The sequence below is a fragment of the Streptomyces jeddahensis genome, from assembly GCF_001642995.1.
GTDB lineage: Bacteria > Actinomycetota > Actinomycetes > Streptomycetales > Streptomycetaceae > Streptomyces > Streptomyces jeddahensis.
Map to the genome: position 1 here is coordinate 1 of NZ_LOHS01000190.1, position 17340 is coordinate 17340.

The window sequence follows — 17340 nt, forward strand, 5'->3', positions numbered from 1 at the left end:
GGAACGGCGCGACCAGCCACGACGGCGCCGCAGCGAACCGACGGCACATCGCGGCCCCGCGGCGGAGCCGCACATCGGCACAGCCTGCGGAGCTAGAGGTGGCGGCGGATGTCGGCGGCGTGGTGGTCGTAGGTCTTGCGGGCCTCGACGGCCGCCTCGCGCGACGCGACCTCGGCGACCGGCACGTCCCACCACGCCTCGGCGCCGGGCGCGTTCGGGTTGGTGGTGTCGGTCTCGACGTACACACAGGTCGGCCGGTCCGAGGCCCGGGCCGCCGTCAGCGCGTCGCGCAGCTCGCCCACCGTCTTGGCGCGGATGACGTCCATGCCGAGGCTGGCGGCGTTGGCGGCGAGGTCGACGGGCAGCGGGTCACCGGTGAACGTGCCGTCGGCGGCGCGGTAGCGGTAGGCGGTGGCGAAGCGCTCGCCGCCGGTCTGCTCGGACAGTCCGCCGATGGAGGCGTAGCCATGGTTCTGGATGAGGACCATGTTGACCGGCAGGCCCTCCTGCACGGCCGTGACGATCTCGGTGGGCATCATCAGGTACGTGCCGTCGCCGACCAGCGACCAGACCGGGGTGTCCGGTGCGGCGAGCTGGACGCCGATGCCGCCGGGGATCTCGTAGCCCATGCAGGAGTAGCCGTACTCCAGGTGGTACTGGCGGGGCGAGCGGGCGCGCCACAGCTTGTGCAGGTCGCCCGGGAGCGATCCGGCGGCGTTGATCACCACGTCCTCGTCGCCGACCACAGAGTCGAGGACGCCGAGCACCTGGGTCTGGGTGGGGACGGCGCTGTCGTCGTCGGCCCGGTAGGCGGTGTCCACGACGCGCTCCCAGCGCTCCTTGCCCGCGGCGTACTCGGCCTCGTACGACGCGTCCACGCGGTATCCGGCGAGCGCCTCGGTGAGCGCTTCCAGTGCGGCGCGGGCATCGGCGACGACGGTCGTCGCGGCCAGTTTGTGGGCGTCGAAGGAGGTGATGTTGAGGTTGAGGAAGCGCACGCCCGGCTCGGCGAAGAGCGTCGACGACGCGGTGGTGAAGTCGGTGTAGCGGGTGCCGACGCCGATGACGAGGTCGGCGGTGCGGGCGATGTCGTCGCAGACCGCGGTGCCGGTGTGGCCGATGCCGCCGAGGTCAACGGGGTGGTCGTGGCGCAGCGATCCCTTGCCTGCCTGGGTGGAGGCGACGGGGATGCCGGTGGCGTCCACCAGCGCCTTCAGTGCGTCCTCGGCCTCGCTGTGGTGGACGCCACCGCCCGCGACGATCAACGGGCGCCGAGCGCCCTGTACGAGCGCGGCCGCGGCGGCGATCTCCGCGGGCTCCGGCGCCGGGCGGCGTACGTGCCACACGCGCTCGGCGAAGAACTCCTCGGGCCAGTCCCAGGCCTCGGCCTGGACGTCCTGCGGCAGGGCGAGCGTCACGGCGCCGGTCTCGGCCGGGTCGGCGAGCACCCGCATGGCGTTCAGCGCGGACGGGATCAGCGCCTCGGGCCGGTTGATCCGGTCGAAGTAGCGGGAGACCGGCCGCAGCGTGTCGTTGACCGAGACGTCCGCCGACACGGGGTGCTCGAGCTGCTGGAGCAGCGGGTCCGCGGTGCGCGTGGCGAAGTAGTCCCCGGGCAGCAGCAAGACCGGGAGGCGGTTGACGGTGGCGAGGGCGGCACCCGTGACCAGGTTGGTGGCACCGGGGCCGATGGAGGTGGTGACGGCCTGGGCGGAGAGCCGGTTGAGCTGGCGGGCGTAGCCGACGGCGGCGTGCACCATGGACTGCTCGTTGCGGCCCTGGTGGAACGGCATGGCCTCCTCGCCGGCCTCGAGGAGCGCCTGGCCGAGCCCGGCGACGTTGCCGTGGCCGAAGATCCCCCAGGTGCCGGCGATCAGCCGGCGCCGGACGCCGTCGCGCTCGGTGTACTGCGCGGACAGGAACCGCACCAGCGCCTGGGCAACTGTCAGGCGACACACTGGCTGGCTCGGGTGGCTCATCGGGACCTCACTGGCTCTCTGAACGAACGGGGGACGGGGCGGAGTAGAGGGGCAGGCGCGGATCGACGGGCTGGTCCTCCCAGCTGCCGCGGATCCAGGCGTGGTCGGGGTGGTCGCAGATCAGCCAGTCGCGCTCGGCGCCGGGGCCCGCCATGACGTTGAGGTAGTACATGTCGTGACCGGGCACGGCCATCGAGGGGCCGTGCCAGCCGTCGGGGATGAGGACGACGTCGCCGCCGCGCACCTCGGCCAGCACATCGGTGTTCTGGCCGCGGCCGGACGGGGAGACGCGCTGGTAGCCGAGGCCGGGGGTGCCGTCGTGGCCGGCGATCTCGAAGTAGTAGATCTCCTCGAGCTCGGACTCCTCGCCCGGGCGGTGCTCGTCGTGCTTGTGCGGCGGGAAGGAGGACCAGTTGCCGCCCGGCGTGATCACCTCCACGGCGATCAGCTTGTCGCACTCGAAGACACCCGCGGCACCGAAGTTGTTGACCTGGCGGCTGCAGTTACCAGTGCCGCGCAGCTCGACGGGCACGGCGGAGGCCGGGCCGTAGCGGGCGGGCAGACGGCGGGTGCAGCGGGCGCCGGTCAGGGCGAACCGCCCGCCGTCGCGGGACGCGAGCGACACCTCTGCCTCGATCGGGGCGTACGCGAAGTCGCTGACGCCGCTGAAAACGCTCTCACGGCCGGCCAGTTCGAAGGTGCGGCCGTCCACCTCGACCGTGCACGAACCGGACAGCGGAAGCACGATCCACTCGCTGTCACCAGTGTCGAACGTGTGCCGCCCGCCCGGCGGGAGTTCGAGCACGCGCAGGCTGGAGTAGCCCCAGCCGGCCGTCTCGGGACTGATGTCCACGGCGTACGGGCCGCCCGAGGCCTTCCCCGTGGGCAGGTGGTACTGCCGGTGCTGCGCGGCGGTCATGGTGTGGCTCCTCCAGGTGCGGTCACAACGGGTGATGCGGTCACGACGGGCATCGGTTCACAGCAGGCCGACGGCGGTGTCCACCGCGGTCTCCACACTGCCTTCGGCGGGGTAGAGCAGCGACCGGCCGACGACCAGCCCCTGGACGGTGGGCTGCCGCAGCGCCTTGCGCCACTTCTCGTACGCGCTCTCCTGGTCCCTGCCCACCTCGCCGCCGAGCAGCACGACGGGCAGGGTGGAGGTCTCGAGGACCTGGGCCATGTCGTCGGGGTTCTCGGTGACGGGCAGTTTCAGCCAGGTGTACGCGGATGTGCCGGCCAGGCCCGAGGCGATGGCGATGGACCGGGTGACGGCCTCGGCGCTCAGATCGTTGCGTACGGCTCCGTCGACGCGGCGCGAGATGAACGGCTCGACGAAGACCGGGAGCCGCAGCGCGGCCATGTCGTCTATGGCGCGGGCCGTGGACTGCAGCGTGGTGAGGGAGCCCGGGTCGTCGTAGTCGATGCGCAGCAGCAGCTTTCCGGCGTCGAAGCGGAGCCGCTGGATGTCCTGGGGCCGGTGCCCCGTGAAGCGGTCGTCCATCTCGAAGGAGGCGCCGGCGAGACCGCCGCGGTTCAGCGAACCCATGACGATCTTGTTGTCCAGGACGCCGAGGAGCAGCAGGTCCTCCAGGATGTCGGCGGTGGCGAGGACGCCGTCCACGCCGGGCCGCGACAGCGCGATGCACAGCCGTTCGAGGAGGTCGGCCCGGTTGGCCATGGCCAGGCGCCGGTCGCCGACGCCGAGCGCGCCGCGCGCCGGATGGTCGGCGGCCACGATCATGAGGCGTCCGCTCTCGCCGATCAGGGGGCGGCGGGTGCGATGGGCTGCCGCTTCGGCGATGGTTTCGGGCTGCCGGGCCCGCACCGAGACGATGTCGGGGATGCTGATGGCCAAGGGATGCTCCCTTTCTTCAGTATCGGTGGAGGTCAGCCGCGCGCGAGGAGCTGCTCGACCTCTTCGGAGGTCGGCATCGCGGAGGAGCAGGCGAGGCGGGACGCGACGATGGCGCCGGCGGCGTTGGCGTGGCGCATCACCTTCTCCAGTTCCCAGCCGGCGAGCAGGCCGTGGCAGAGAGAACCGCCGAAGGCGTCGCCCGCGCCGAGGCCGTTGACGACCTCGACGGGCACGGGCGGGACCTCGGCCGTGGTGCCGTCGCGGTGCACGGCGAGCACGCCCTTGGGGCCCTGCTTGACGACGGCGAGTTCCACGCCGGCGTCCAGCAACGCCTGGGCGCAGGCGCGGGGTTCGCGTACGCCGGTGGCGACCTCGCACTCGTCGAGGTTGCCGACGGCGACGGTGACGTGGCGCAGCGCCTCGGCGTAGTGGGCGCGGGCCTCGTCCGGGTTGCGCCAGAACATCGGACGCCAGTCGAGGTCAAAGACGGTGATGTCGGCCTTGGCGCGGGCCTCGAGTGCGGCGAAATGCGCGGAGCGGCTGGGTTCCTCGCTCAGTCCGGTGCCGGTGATCCAGAAGATCCGGGCGGCGCGGACGGCGCCGAGGTCGAGCTCCTCTGTCCTGATCTCCAGGTCGGGGGCCTTGGGCTGCCGGTAGAAGTACAGCGGGAAGTCGTCCGGCGGAAAGATCTCGCAGAAGGTGACCGGGGTCGGATAGTCGTCGACCGGGGTGACCCAGCGGTCGTCGACGCCGAACTCCTTGAGCGCCTTGTGGACGTAGGTGCCGAAGGGGTCCCGGCCGGTTCGGCTGATCACCGCGGCGGAGCGGCCCCGCCGCGCGGCGGCCACCGCCACGTTGGTCGCCGATCCTCCGAGAAACTTTCCGAAGGTCTCAACTTCTGGCAGGGGAACACCCGTCTGAAGGGGGTAGATATCAACGCCGATTCGCCCCATGGTGATCAGATCAAACGGCTCGAACGATTCAGCCATGCGCGACGCTCCTAGGAGGGGGGTTACGGGCGTCCGGGGCAACCCGGCACTGCGCCGGGGCGTAGCCCCTGGCGTCTCATAGGTGTAGGACCCACAGCGAGCAGGTGTCAATAGTTTGTTCTGACATTCGAACCTGAACGTGAAATGATGTCTTAACAAAGTATTGACAGTGGGGCACACCACGGGCTTGTATCCCGTCCCAACGAAAGAGCCGCGTCATCGGCACGAACGACCCGGGCTCCCAGCCCGGCCGCTACCCCCCTACCCCTCTGTCACACAGTGAGGTGCCGGAAGATGGACCGCACGTCCCGCCGCCGTCCCCGCAGATACGCCGCGATCGCCGCCGCCACCGCGGCTGCAGCACTCCTCGCCGCAGGGTGCTCCAGCAGCTCCGGCGGCAAGCAGGCCGAGGAGGACAGCGGGACCACCTCGGCAGGCAAGGCCAGCACTCCCCGTATGACGGTCGCGCTGGTCACGCACCAGGCCCCCGGCGACACGTTCTGGGACATCGTCCGCAAGGGGGCGCAGGCCGCCGCAGCCAAGGACAACATCAAGCTGGTCTACTCCAGCGATCCGAACGCGGGCAACCAGGCCAACCTGGTCCAGAACGCGATCGACCAGAAGGTCGACGGCATCGCCGTCACCCTCGCGAAGCCGGACGCCATGAAGGACGTCGTGGCCAAGGCCGAGAAGGCGGGCATACCCGTGGTCGGCCTCAACTCCGGCCTGAGCGACTGGAAGAAGCTCGGCATGCTGGAGTTCTTCGGTCAGGACGAGACCGTCGCGGGTGAGGCGTTCGGCAAGAAGCTGAACGAGGTCGGCGCCAAGAAGGCCGTCTGCGTGATCCAGGAGCAGGGGAACGTCGGCCTCACCCAGCGCTGCGCCGGTGTGAAGAAGACGTTCGACGGCACGACGGAGACCCTCTACGTCAACGGCACCGACATGCCGTCGGTGAAGTCGACGATCACCGCCAAGCTCAAGCAGGACAGCTCCATCGACTACGTGGTCGCGCTCGGCGCCCCGTACGCCCTGACCGCGGTGCAGTCGGTGAGCGACGCGGGCAGCAAGGCGAAGATCGCGACCTTCGACCTCAACAAGGACCTGACCAGCGCCATCAAGAAGGGCGACATCCAGTTCGCCGTCGACCAGCAGCCCTACCTGCAGGGGTACCTCGCGGTCGACTCCCTGTGGCTCTACAAGAACAACGGCAACTACAGCGGCGGCGGTGAGCAGCCGGTGCTCACCGGTCCGGCGTTCGTCGACAGCAGCAACGTCGACACCATCGCCAAGTTCGCCGCGAAGGGCACTCGGTGATGACCGTGACCCAAGCAACGGCACCGGCGACGAGCCCCTCGTCGCCGGCCTCGCCGGCCGCCCAAAGGGACGGCCGCACCGCCCAGCGGTCCCTGGGACGCAGGCTGCTCGCCCGCCCCGAGGTCGGCGCGCTGATCGCGGCCGTCGGCGTGTACGTCTTCTTCTTCGCGGCCGCCCCCGCCTTCCGCGAGGCGAGCGCCCTGTCCACCGTGCTCTACCAGGCCTCGGTGATGGGCATCATGGCGCTGCCGGTGGCCCTGCTGATGATCGGCGGCGAGTTCGACCTGTCCGCCGGTGTCGCGGTCACGACCTCCGCGCTGACCGCGGCGATCCTCAGCTTCCAGCTGTCGGTGAACGTGTGGACGGGTGTCGTCGTCGCACTGGTCGTCTCCCTCGCCGTCGGCGCGTTCAACGGCTGGCTGTTGATCAAGACCGGCCTGCCCAGCTTCCTGGTGACGCTCGGCTCCTTCCTGGTCCTACAGGGCGCCAACCTGGCCGTCACCAAGATCTTCACCAGCAACGTCGCCAGCGACTCGATCAGCGACATGGACGGCTTCGACCAAGCCAAGACGATCTTCGCCTCCGAGTTCAGCGTCGGCGGGGTGAACGTCAAGATCACCATCATCTACTGGCTGGTGTTCGCCGCGGCCGCCACCTGGCTGCTGCTGCGCACCAAGTTCGGCAACTGGATCTTCGCCGTCGGCGGCAACAAGGACAGCGCCCGCGCGGTCGGCGTCCCGGTGAACCTCACCAAGATCGCCCTGTTCATGGGTGTCGGCGCCGGCGCCTGGTTCGTCGGCATGCACCTGCTGTTCTCGTTCAACACCGTGCAGTCCGGCGAGGGCGTCGGTAACGAGTTCCTCTACATCATCGCGGCCGTCATCGGCGGCTGTCTGCTCACCGGCGGCTACGGCTCCGCGATCGGCCCGGTCATCGGCGCCTTCATCTTCGGCATGGTCTCCCAGGGCATCGTCTACGCCAACTGGAACCCCGACTGGTTCAAGGCGTTCCTCGGCGTGATGCTCCTGGTCGCCGCCCTCGTCAATCTGTGGGTCCGCCGCACGGCGACCCGGAGGTGATCTGCCCCATGACTACCACCAACGGATCCTCGCCCAACGGCACACTCGTCAAGGACACCGCGCCCCAGGACGGCAAGCCCGTCGTCGAACTGCGCGGCGCCGGCAAGTCCTACGGCAACATCCGCGCCCTGCACGGCGTCGACCTCTCCGTCCGCCCCAGCCAGGTCACCTGCGTCCTGGGCGACAACGGCGCCGGCAAGTCGACGCTCATCAAGATCATCTCCGGGTTGCACCAGCACACGGAGGGCGAGTTCCTCGTCGACGGCGAACCGGTGCGCTTCAGCACCCCGCGCGAGGCCCTGGACAAGGGCATCGCCACCGTCTACCAGGACCTGGCGACCGTGCCGCTGATGCCGGTGTGGCGCAACTTCTTCCTCGGCTCCGAGATGACCAAGGGCCCCTGGCCCCTGCGCCGCCTCGACATCGACCGCATGAAGAAGACCGCGGACGAGGAACTGCGCAACATGGGCATCGTCCTGGACGACCTGGACCAGCCCATCGGCACGCTGTCGGGCGGTCAGCGCCAGTGCGTCGCCATCGCCCGCGCCGTCTACTTCGGCGCCCGCGTCCTCATCCTGGACGAGCCCACGGCCGCCCTCGGCGTCAAGCAGTCCGGTGTGGTGCTGAAGTACATCGCCGCCGCCCGCGACCGCGGCCTCGGCGTCATCTTCATCACCCACAACCCGCACCACGCCTACATGGTCGGCGACCACTTCTCCGTACTGCGCCTGGGCACCCTCGAACTCAGCGCGGCCCGGAGCGAGATCACCCTCGAGGAGCTCACCAACCACATGGCCGGCGGCGCCGAACTGGCCGCGCTCAAGCACGAGCTGGCACAGGTCCGGGGCGTCGACGTCGAGGAACTCCCGGAAGAATCCGACCTCCAGGTCACCCCCGCCGCCGGAGGCTCCTCGGCCTCCGACGCGACCCGCTGATCCCCGCCCCTCCCCCGCCCACCCGGGTGAAAGGACAGTCCCGATGACTGCCGCCAACTCCGCCCCCGCCCCCCTGGACCGCATCAGGGTGGGCTCCGCCCCGGACTCCTGGGGCGTCTGGTTCCCCGACGACCCCCAGCAGGTGCCCTGGGAGAGGTTCCTCGACGAGGTCTCCGAGGCCGGATACGAGTGGATCGAGCTGGGTCCGTACGGCTATCTGCCGACCGACCCGGCCCGGCTCACCGAGGAGGTGAACAAGCGCAACCTGAAGGTCTCCGCGGGGACGGTCTTCACCGCGCTGCACCGGGGGCCGGGGGTCTGGGACTCCACCTGGGAGCACGTCAGCGACGTCGCCGAGCTGACGCAGGCCATGGGCGCGAAGCACCTCGTGGTCATCCCCTCCTTCTGGCGGGACGACAAGACCGCCGAGATCATCGAGCCCCCCGAGCTGACGGGCGAGCAGTGGGCGCACCTGACGAAGGGGATGGAGCGGCTGGGCCACGAGGTCCGGGAACGGTTCGGTCTGGACATCGTCGTGCACCCGCACGCCGACACCCACATCGACACCGAGACACACGTCGAGCGCTTCCTCGACTCGACCGACTCCGACCTGGTCAACCTCTGCCTCGACACCGGTCACTACGCCTACTGCGGCGGCGACAGCGTCAAGCTCATCGAGACCTTCGGCGAGCGCATCGGCTATCTGCACCTCAAGCAGGTGGACCCGGAGATCCTCGCCGACGTCGTCAAGAACGAGGTCCCCTTCGGTCCGGCCGTCCAGCGCGGCGTGATGTGCGAGCCGCCGGCCGGCGTCCCCGCCCTCGAGCCGGTGCTGGCCGCGGCGCAGCGCCTGGGGGTCGACCTCTTCGCCATCGTCGAGCAGGACATGTACCCGTGTCCTCCGGACAAGCCGCTGCCCATCGCGGTGCGCACCCGTAAGTTCCTTCGCTCCTGCGGAGCCTGACGGACCGGCACCGGAAGGGACGACAGCCATGACCCAGCGCGGAACGCTCGGCGTCGCTGTGATCGGCACCGGCAAGATGGGTGCCGACCATGTGCGCCGCCTCCATGGGGTGACCGGCGGAGCGCGCGTGGCCGCTGTCGTGGACATCGACGAGGCGCGGGCCGAGAAGATCGCGAACGCGATCGAGGGCTGCACCGCGTACACCGACCCGTCCGCCGCCATGGCGGCGGACGGGGTCGACGCCGTACTCATCGCCTCACCGGGGCCCGCCCACGAGGCGGCCCTGCTCACGGCCCTCGAGTACGACCTTCCCGTCCTGTGCGAGAAGCCGCTCACGCCCGACGCGGCCTCCGCCCTGCGGGTCATGGACGCCGAGCTGAAGCTGGGCCGCCGCCGTATCCAGGTCGGCTTCATGCGGCGGTACGACACCGAGTACGTCAAGCTCAAATCGCTGCTCGGCAACGGCTATCTGGGCCGGCCGCTGATGCTGCACAACCGGCACCGCAACGCCGCGGCGCCCACCGGCTTCACCAGCGCGAATCTCATCAACGACTCCGTGGTGCACGAGGTCGACGCGACCCGCTGGCTGCTCGGCCAGGAGATCACGGCCGTCACCGTGCTGCGCCCCACCTCCTCGGAGAACGCCCCCGAGGGACTGGACGACCCGCAGTTCGTCATCTTCGAGACCGACGGCGGCGCCCTCGTCGACGTCGAGATCTTCGTCAACTGCGGATTCGGCTACCAGGTGCAGGCCGAGGTGGTCTGCGAGCGCGGCACGGCCAGGATCGGCGAGGGTCACGCCATGGTCACGAACATGGCGGGCCGCTGGGGTGGCACCATCGCCCAGGACTTCACGGAGCGCTTCGAGGACGCGTACGACCGGGAGGTGCAGGCGTGGGTGGACGCCACCCGGCGCGGGGAAGTCACCGGTCCCAGTACGTGGGACGGGTACGCCGCGGCGGCGGTGTGCGAGGCCGGGGTGCGCTCGCAGACCGAGGGTGGGCGGGTGGCGGTGCAACTCGTTGAGCGGCCGGCGCTGTACGGCTGACGCCGCCCCCGCCGGGGGTGCGGGTACTGGGCCAGGGCACCCGCCGTCGTGGTGTTGTGCCCACCCGTTCCGCCCTGCGGAACGATTGCCCACAACAGTCGGCCCGCAGGCGCTCTCCGGCCGAAGGGGACGTGGTGGGATGTGCGCCCGCAGCGGCTGGCGCGACGTCTGGGCTCGCCCGACGACGTACGGCTAGGCGCCAGACCGAGGACGTACATCCCGGCGCGGCCCCGACCCACCCACCGGCAGGTGGCGAACCGACCACCGGCCGGACGCCGCGCACGCACCACCCGACCATCGATCGGCCCCGGCGGGCCGTTCACGGCCCAACCACCCGCGCTGGCTTAACGCGGCCCCGCGCCGGCCCGTCGAGCACGCCGCCACCGGCCCCGAGGGCTTCGGCGAGGTGACCGTGCCGGAACCGGAGACGGCGCAAGGCCTGACGCCGGCCGCCGGTGACCACGGGCCCTGTCGGACCGTCAGCGGCCCGAACGGTCAACGGCGGCACGGTTCGGCAGCGAAGGTGACGTACGCCCTCACGCGCCGACGATCCGTCAAAGCCCTGACGGCGGGCCGTCGCCCGACAGACCTGACACCCGAACAGCCGGGGAGACACGGAGGCGGTTCAGCCATTTGCTCCCGCCGTGCCGTCAACGGGTTACCCCGTGTGGCGAGCGGGGGTGAACGAACCTAGCTTCGCCTTCATGACGACTCGAAAGATCAAGTACCTCGGATGCGTCGCAGCGGTCGCGGTGTCGGGGCTCGGTGCAGCCCCGCCGACGGCCGCCGCGGCGCGTCACGTGGTGCTCCCGGGACAATCGATCCAGCAGGCGGTCGACGCCGCCCAGCCGGGAGACACCATTGTCATCGCACCCGGCACCTACCGTGAAAGCGTCCTGATCACCAAGTCCCGGCTGACGCTCCGTGGGGCGGGGAGCCGGACCGTGATCATGCCCCCGGCGAGCGGAGCCGGAGCCGGCAACCGCTGTGCGACGGCCGGCAACGGCATGTGCGTACTGGGCACGGACGCCCAGCCCGTCCAGGGCACCACCATCCGCTCCCTCCGGCTGTCCGGCTTCAAGAAGAACGCCCTGTGGGCCTCGCGGACCGACCGGCTGACCGTCCAGGGCGTGATCGCCGAGAAGAACGGCCAGTGGGGCATCGCCGAGGAAAGGTCGACGCGGAGTCTGTTCTGGGGCAACACCGCCCGGGACAACGCCGAGTCGGGCCTGTTCCTGTCCAACACGATCGACACCGAGGCGGGAGCCACGGACACGCAGGGGACCGTGGTCCGGTACAACCTCCTGCAGCGCAACCGCATCGGCGTCACGGTCAGGCGCCTGAGGAACCTCACCGTGGCGAACAACAGCGTCACCGGCAACTGCAACGGGGTGTTCGTCGTCGGCGACGAAGGGCGGCCGCAGGCCGGGGACATGGCCATCCGGCGCAATACGATCTACTCGAACAACAAGTACTGCGCGCAGACGGCCCGCCTGCCGTACATCCAGGGCTCGGGGATCGTTCTCACCGGCGCCGAGGACACGCTCGTGGAGGGCAACGTCATCCGCGGCAACGAGGGCAAGTCCACGTTCTCCGGCGGAATCGTGCTTTACAAGAGCTTCGTGGGCGCGGTCAACCAGCGCAATGTCATCCGCGACAACATGGTGCTGGGCAACACGACGGCCGACCTTGCGAACCGGGACACCACCGGATCCGGCAACCGCTTCAGCGGCAATCTGTGCAAGGTCTCCGAACCCGCGGGCATGTGCTGACCGGCCGGCCGGTGCTCCCGCTGAACCAAGCGAATCGAGGCGCTAAATGACCACGGTAACTCTCCGCCCCCAGCCGGCCCCGGCCCCCCAGCCGGCCATGCAGCTGAGGGAGCTCGTCTTCGGGGCGGCGTGCGCGGCGGCCGTACGCGCGACCGCCAAGCTCGGCGTCGCCGACGCGCTGGGGGAAGATCCCGCCACCGCGGAGGAACTGGCGGCCGCGCTGGGCGTCGAACCCCGTCCGCTGAGGCGGCTGCTGCGGGCCGTGTCGTGCTACGGCATCTTCGCCGAGACCGAGGACGGCAGGTTCGTCCACACCCCCATGTCACGGCTGCTGCGCGACGACGACCCGAACAGCCTGCGCTTCATCTCCCTGTGGTGCACGGAACCCTGGACCTGGGCCGCCTGGCCGCGGCTCGACGAGGCGGTGAGATCGGGCGGCAGCGTCTTCCACGATCTGTTCGGCAAGGGGTTCTTCGACTACCTGCACGAGGACGCGCACGAATCGGCCCATGTGTTCAACCGGGCCATGACCACATCCAGCATGCAGTCCGCGCGGGACCTCGTGGAACTGCTCGATATGACAGGGGTGTCGACGGTCGCCGACATCGGCGGCGGCCAGGGTCACGTCGTGGCCGGGCTCCTCGAGAAGTACCCGCACATGCGAGGCACCCTGCTCGATCTGCCGCGCGTGGTGGAGAAGGCGGATCCGCGGCTGCGCGAGGGCGGTGCGCTCGCGGACCGGGCGGACATCATCGGTGGCGACTGCCGGGAGGACATCCCGGTCGAGGCCGATCTCTACATCATCAAGAACATCCTCGAGTGGGACGACGACAGCACCCGCAGGACTCTGCGGAACGTCATGGCGGCGGCCCGGCCCGGCGCCAGGGTCGTGATCATCGAGAACATCGTGGACGACACCCCGTCGATGAAGTTCACCACGTCCATGGACCTGCTGCTGCTCCTCAACGTCGGCGGAGCCAAGCACACCCAGGAGAGCCTGGTCACCCGCATCAGGGAGGCCGGTCTGACGGTGGGTGAGATCCGCCCGGTCAACCCCTATCTGCACGCCTTCGAATGCACCGTCCCGAGCTGACCGGCGCTGCCCGCCTGTGGGCAGTCCTGGTGCCCCACTGACCGGCCGAGCCCGAAACACCGTCGCCGGCTCCGCGGAGATTCCGCGGAGCCGGCGACGGTGTCTTCCGTGCGGGTACGGGCCGTCAGGCCGAACCGTCCCGTTCCCAGAGGTAGAACTGCTGGGCCATCGCGTCCTTGGGGCTGCGCCAGGTCTCCGGGTCGTACGCGCTCACATAGGCGGAGAGCCTGTCGCTGATGTCCCGGAAGGCGGGGTGGCCCGCCACCTTGGCGATCGCCGGGCCGGGCGGCCGGTCTGCCTCCACCAGATGCATATACACGTCACCGAACTGCCAGAGCGTGCGTCGCGTGACCCCGACGAGGTGCGGCAGCTCGCCGCTGTCGGAGTCGGCGAACACCTTGGCGATGTCCGGGGCCGAGCCCGGTGCCATCCGGGCCACGATCAGGGCTTGGTGTGTCAAAGGGGTTCCTTTCGTCGGCGCCAAGCCGCGCGGACCGCCCGGAAGGCGGTCCGCAGGGCGACTGGCGACCAGGTGGTCAGTCGGTGGTGACGGAGGCGGTCGGGCGCGCCTGGTGGGCGCGCTCCTCGATCTTGTCCCGGATGAGCTGCATCTGGACGACCGAGTTGCGGTTGATGTTGTCGGTCATCCAGGCGTCGTCCACGGGAGCCTCGGGCTTCATCGCGAAGTCCTGCGTCCAGTGCATCCGGACTCCGTCGGGGGTCTCCGAGTACACCCACTCGATGTTCATGTACTCGAAGGGGCCGGTCTCGACCCGGCGGGCCCTGACCTTCAGGGCGTTCCGGTCGGCGACCCGCTCGGAGACCCAGCTCCAGACCTTGCCGTTCTCATCCGGGTGCATGGTCAGCCGGAAGGTCGTCTTGTCGCCTTCCCGCTCCAGGACCTCGACGGACGCGTACTCGCTGAAGAGCTGCGGCCAGTTCTCGATGTCGTTGGTCATGTCCCAGACGAGGTCCAGGGGCGCGGCGATCGTGATCTCGTTCTCGGTGTGCCCTGACACGTCAGGCCCCCGCCATCAGGCTGCTGTTGACGAGGTTGAGGAACTCCCTCGGCGTCTTGCAGCGCTCCGCGTCGGTGGGCAGCGCGCGGCCGTGGCTGTTCTCCAGCTCGCCGACGATGCCGAGCAGACCGAGCGAGTCCAGCCCGATCTCGGAGAAGCCGGTGTCGAGCCGGCGCTCCATGTCCTTGGCGTCGACGGTGACGCCGGCCGCCTTCTTCATCAGAGCCGTGAGCTCCTGGACGGTCAGTTCGCTGTTCATGAGGATTTCTCCTTCTACGAGAGGGCATCGGTCCCGTGCCGGAGCACGAGCGCCGCGTTCGAGCCCATGAGGCCCCGGCTGAGGACCAGCGCCGTGCGCAGCTCGGCGGGCCGGGCACGGGAGGTCACCAGATCGAGGTCATGGCAGATCTCGAACACGTTGGGGGTGGGCGGGACGAGGCCGTGCTCCATGGCGAGAACGGCGGCCGCCGTGTCGAGCACGGGCGCGCCGCAGTAGGCACGGCCGGTTCCGGTCTTGGGCGCCGTCACCGGCACGCGGGTGCCATGCGGGCCCAAGGCGTCGGCGATCGCCAGCGCCTCCGCGCGATCCGCCTCCGGTACGCCGAGCGCGTCCGCGAACACCACGTCGATGTCCTCGGGCGCGCACCGCGCCTGCTCCAGCGCGCCGCGGATGGCCTGGGCCAGTCCCTCGCGGGACTGCTCCCAGCGCGACGCGCCGGTGAAGGTCGCGGCATGACCGGCGATGACCGCGCGCGCCCGGGCGTCCCTGTCCCGGGCCGCCGTCGCTTCCTCCACCACGAGCATGGCGCCGCCCTCGGCGGGCACGAACCCGCTGGCGCCGGTGGTGAAGGGACGGTATGCACGCGCGGGGTCGTCGCTCGGACTCAGCTCTTCGTAGCCGAGTTGGCAGACGACCGAATAGGGGGCCAGCGGAGCCTCCGCGGCGCCGACCACGACTGCGTCGGTGCCGCGCCGGATGGCTCCGGCGGCGTGCGCCAGCGCGTCGAGGCCGCCGGCCTCGTCGCTGGCGACGACTCCACACGGGCCCTTGAAGCCGCCCCGGATGGAGATCTGTCCGGTGCTGGCGGCGTAGAACCACGCGATGGACTGGTACGGGCCGACGAAGCGGGAGCCCTGTCCCCACAGCTTCTGCAGCTCGCGCTGGCCGAACTCGCCGCCACCGGAACCGGCCGCGGTGACCACACCCACCGCGAACGGGTCGTCGACGGTGTCCGCGCGGCCGAGCCTGGCGTCCTCCCGGGCCATGTCGGCCGCGGCCATCGCGAAGTGGCTGAACCGGTCGGTCTGGACGAGGTAGGTCTCCTCGATCAGGTCCGCCGGCTCGAATCCGCGGACCTCGCCGGCGACCCGGAGCGGCAGGTGCTCGCACCCCTCACGGGTCACCTTGTCCAGGACACTCGTGCCGGCCTGAGTGGCCTTCCAGAACGCGTCGGTGGTCGTTCCATTGGGTGCGACGACGCCGATGCCGGTGATCACCGACTGGCGTCCGGGCTTGGAGCTCATCGTGTCCCCCCTTCGGGTCGGGTCAGCAGCACCGCGGACTGGAAGCCGCCGAACCCGCTGCCGACCGACAGGACGTTGCGGAGCTTGAGCGGGCGTGCGGTGCGCGGAACGTAGTCGAGGTCGCACTCGGGGTCGGGCGTCTCGTAGTTGGCCGTCGGCGGCACCACTTGGTGGACGAGGGCGAGCACACAGGCCACGACCTCGATCGCCCCGATGGCGCCCAGCGAGTGGCCCACCATGGACTTGATCGAGCTCATCGGCACCTCGTAGGCGTGCGCTCCGAGGGACCGTTTCACCGCGGCCGTCTCGTGCCGGTCGTTCTGCTGGGTGCCCGAGCCGTGCGCGTTCACGTAGTCGATCAGGGAGGGGTCGACACGGGCGTGGGCGAGCGCGTCGTCGATGGCGTGGGCCATCTCCAGGCCCTCCCGGGTGAGACCGGTCATGTGGTACGCGTTGCCGTAGGTGGCGTAGCCGCTGATCTCGCTGTACACGTGCGCGCCGCGGGCGCGGGCGTGTTCCAGCTCTTCGAGGATCAGCACGGCTCCGCCCTCGCCCATGACGAACCCGTCGCGGTTCGCGTCGAACGGCCGGGACGCGTGCTCCGGGTCGTCGTTGTTCGGCGAGGTCGCCTTGATCGCGTCGAAGCACGCCATCGTGATCGGGGAGATCGGCGAGTCGGATGCGCCGGCGATGACGACGTCGGCGCGGCCCTCCTCGATCGTGTGGAACGCGTAGCCGATCGCGTCGAGGCCCGAGGTGCAGCCCGTGGAGACCGTCTGTACGGGGCCGTGGGCGCCGAACATCTCGGCCACCTCGGAGGCGAGTGCGCTGGGCGAGAACGCCCGGTGCAGATGGGGACCGGCCGCACGGTGGTCGACGTCCCACCGACGGCCTCTCTCGCTCACCGCGACATAGTCGTGTTCGAGGCGCGTGGTGCCACCGACCGCGGTGCCCAGGGACACGCCCATGCGCCAGGGGTTCTCCCGCTCCGGGTCGAGGCCTGCGTCCCGGACCGCCTCGCGGGCGGCGACCATGGCGAACTGGACGTAGCGGTCGGCTCGTTGCGCCGTCGCCACGTCGATCCCGTGTGCCGCCGGGTCGAAGTCGCACTCGGCCGCGATCCGCGAGCGGAGCCCCTCAGGGTTGAAGAGCGTGATGCCCCGCGTCGCGGTACGTCCGTTGGCGAGGAGATCCCAGAACGCCGGTACGCCGACGCCGCCCGGGGCAACGATGCCGACACCGGTGACCGCCACGCGCCTGGTCATGACAGTGCCTCGGTTCGCTGAGGCGTCCTGGCCTGTCCGGCTCCTTCCGTGGCGTCGGTCTCCTCGGTGTCGACGTGCCCGAGCGCGGGGCGCGGCGCGAGCGGTCCCAGATGGAACACCAGACGGGCCTCCTCGTCCCCCACGTTGCGGAACCGGTGCCGCATATAGGGGGGAATGAGCAGGGCCTGGTCGGGCTTGATCGGATGCGTCTCACCATCGAGGTCCACTTCGAGCGCACCGCACACGACGTACACGAATTCCTCCGAGTACGGGTGGTAGTGCTCACCGATGCGGTCGCCGGGCTGGACGATGGCCAGGCCCATGAAACCGCTCTTGGCGCCCACCGCCATGGGCGTGAGCATGGCGCGCAGATCACCTCCGCGCTTGGTGTTGGGCTGAGTCTCGCTGAGGTCCACGATGCGTGGGCGGTGCTTGGTCATGTTTGCTTCCTCCAGATGACGGGTGCCGACGGCGTCCGCGCGTCCGGCCGTGACACGGCCGGAC

General features: G+C 70.1%; 17 protein-coding genes. 7 read left to right on the top strand and 10 right to left on the bottom strand.

Annotation, left to right across the window (positions count from 1 at the left end; all coding sequences use genetic code 11):
* Positions 1–92 precede the first annotated feature (92 nt).
* Genes iolD through iolC form a run of 4 tightly spaced genes read right to left on the bottom strand, consistent with a single transcriptional unit; the run spans position 93 to position 4823 of the window.
* Positions 93–1979 carry a 3D-(3,5/4)-trihydroxycyclohexane-1,2-dione acylhydrolase (decyclizing) gene (gene iolD / locus STSP_RS34285; RefSeq protein ID WP_067284941.1) on the bottom strand — a complete coding sequence of 629 codons (1887 nt, stop codon included), beginning with the start codon at positions 1977–1979 and terminating at the stop codon, positions 93–95.
* A gap of 7 nt (positions 1980–1986) precedes the next feature.
* Positions 1987–2898, bottom strand: coding sequence for a 5-deoxy-glucuronate isomerase (iolB, locus tag STSP_RS34290; protein WP_067284942.1), 912 nt, complete (start codon positions 2896–2898; stop codon positions 1987–1989).
* 57 nt (positions 2899–2955) lie between these two features.
* Positions 2956–3834 (bottom strand): Cgl0159 family (beta/alpha)8-fold protein, encoded by an 879-nt coding sequence (locus tag STSP_RS34295; protein ID WP_067284943.1) that lies wholly within the window; start codon positions 3832–3834, stop codon positions 2956–2958.
* Between the two features lie 32 nt (positions 3835–3866).
* Positions 3867–4823 carry a 5-dehydro-2-deoxygluconokinase gene (gene iolC, locus STSP_RS34300; RefSeq protein WP_067284944.1) on the bottom strand — a complete coding sequence of 319 codons (957 nt, stop codon included), beginning with the start codon at positions 4821–4823 and terminating at the stop codon, positions 3867–3869.
* A gap of 294 nt (positions 4824–5117) precedes the next feature.
* On the opposite strand from iolC, the gene STSP_RS34305 reads away from it, so the two are divergent.
* From STSP_RS34305 to STSP_RS34335, 7 genes are all read left to right on the top strand, one after another.
* A complete protein-coding gene (locus tag STSP_RS34305) occupies positions 5118–6137 on the top strand; it encodes a sugar ABC transporter substrate-binding protein (RefSeq protein WP_067284945.1) in 1020 nt (339 codons plus the stop codon).
* Positions 6137–7216: an ABC transporter permease gene (locus tag STSP_RS34310; protein WP_067284946.1), complete on the top strand. Its 1080-nt coding sequence runs from the start codon at positions 6137–6139 to the stop codon at positions 7214–7216. The genes STSP_RS34305 and STSP_RS34310 overlap by 1 nt, the downstream gene beginning before the upstream one ends.
* Before the next feature lie 8 nt (positions 7217–7224).
* The gene (locus STSP_RS34315) at positions 7225–8151 is read left to right on the top strand and encodes an ATP-binding cassette domain-containing protein (RefSeq protein ID WP_067284966.1); all 927 of its coding nucleotides are present in this window, start codon (positions 7225–7227) and stop codon (positions 8149–8151) included.
* Between the two features lie 43 nt (positions 8152–8194).
* Positions 8195–9115, top strand: coding sequence for a sugar phosphate isomerase/epimerase family protein (locus STSP_RS34320; protein WP_067284947.1), 921 nt, complete (start codon positions 8195–8197; stop codon positions 9113–9115).
* A gap of 28 nt (positions 9116–9143) precedes the next feature.
* Positions 9144–10163: a Gfo/Idh/MocA family protein gene (locus STSP_RS34325; protein ID WP_067284948.1), complete on the top strand. Its 1020-nt coding sequence runs from the start codon at positions 9144–9146 to the stop codon at positions 10161–10163.
* A gap of 704 nt (positions 10164–10867) precedes the next feature.
* A complete protein-coding gene (locus tag STSP_RS34330; protein WP_067284949.1) occupies positions 10868–11935 on the top strand; it encodes a right-handed parallel beta-helix repeat-containing protein in 1068 nt (355 codons plus the stop codon).
* Between the two features lie 46 nt (positions 11936–11981).
* A complete protein-coding gene (locus tag STSP_RS34335) occupies positions 11982–13028 on the top strand; it encodes a methyltransferase (RefSeq protein ID WP_067284950.1) in 1047 nt (348 codons plus the stop codon).
* 124 nt (positions 13029–13152) lie between these two features.
* Here the strand turns inward: STSP_RS34335 and STSP_RS34340 are convergent, their stop codons facing one another.
* The 6 genes from STSP_RS34340 to STSP_RS34365 form a co-directional block, all read right to left on the bottom strand.
* A complete protein-coding gene (locus STSP_RS34340; RefSeq protein WP_269801070.1) occupies positions 13153–13488 on the bottom strand; it encodes a TcmI family type II polyketide cyclase in 336 nt (111 codons plus the stop codon).
* A gap of 76 nt (positions 13489–13564) precedes the next feature.
* Positions 13565–14047 carry an SRPBCC family protein gene (locus tag STSP_RS34345; RefSeq protein ID WP_067284951.1) on the bottom strand — a complete coding sequence of 161 codons (483 nt, stop codon included), beginning with the start codon at positions 14045–14047 and terminating at the stop codon, positions 13565–13567.
* Position 14048: 1 nt separating this feature from the next.
* Positions 14049–14306 (bottom strand): acyl carrier protein, encoded by a 258-nt coding sequence (locus STSP_RS34350; protein ID WP_067284952.1) that lies wholly within the window; start codon positions 14304–14306, stop codon positions 14049–14051.
* A 14-nt stretch (positions 14307–14320) separates the two neighbouring features.
* Positions 14321–15571: a ketosynthase chain-length factor gene (locus tag STSP_RS34355; RefSeq protein ID WP_067284953.1), complete on the bottom strand. Its 1251-nt coding sequence runs from the start codon at positions 15569–15571 to the stop codon at positions 14321–14323.
* Entirely contained in the window at positions 15568–16836 is a 1269-nt protein-coding gene (locus STSP_RS34360; protein WP_067284954.1) for a beta-ketoacyl-[acyl-carrier-protein] synthase family protein, read from the bottom strand. The genes STSP_RS34355 and STSP_RS34360 overlap by 4 nt, the downstream gene beginning before the upstream one ends.
* Positions 16833–17276 (bottom strand): cupin domain-containing protein, encoded by a 444-nt coding sequence (locus STSP_RS34365; RefSeq protein ID WP_067284955.1) that lies wholly within the window; start codon positions 17274–17276, stop codon positions 16833–16835. Before STSP_RS34365 ends, STSP_RS34360 begins: the two co-directional genes overlap by 4 nt.
* Between the last annotated feature and the right edge of the window lie 64 nt (positions 17277–17340).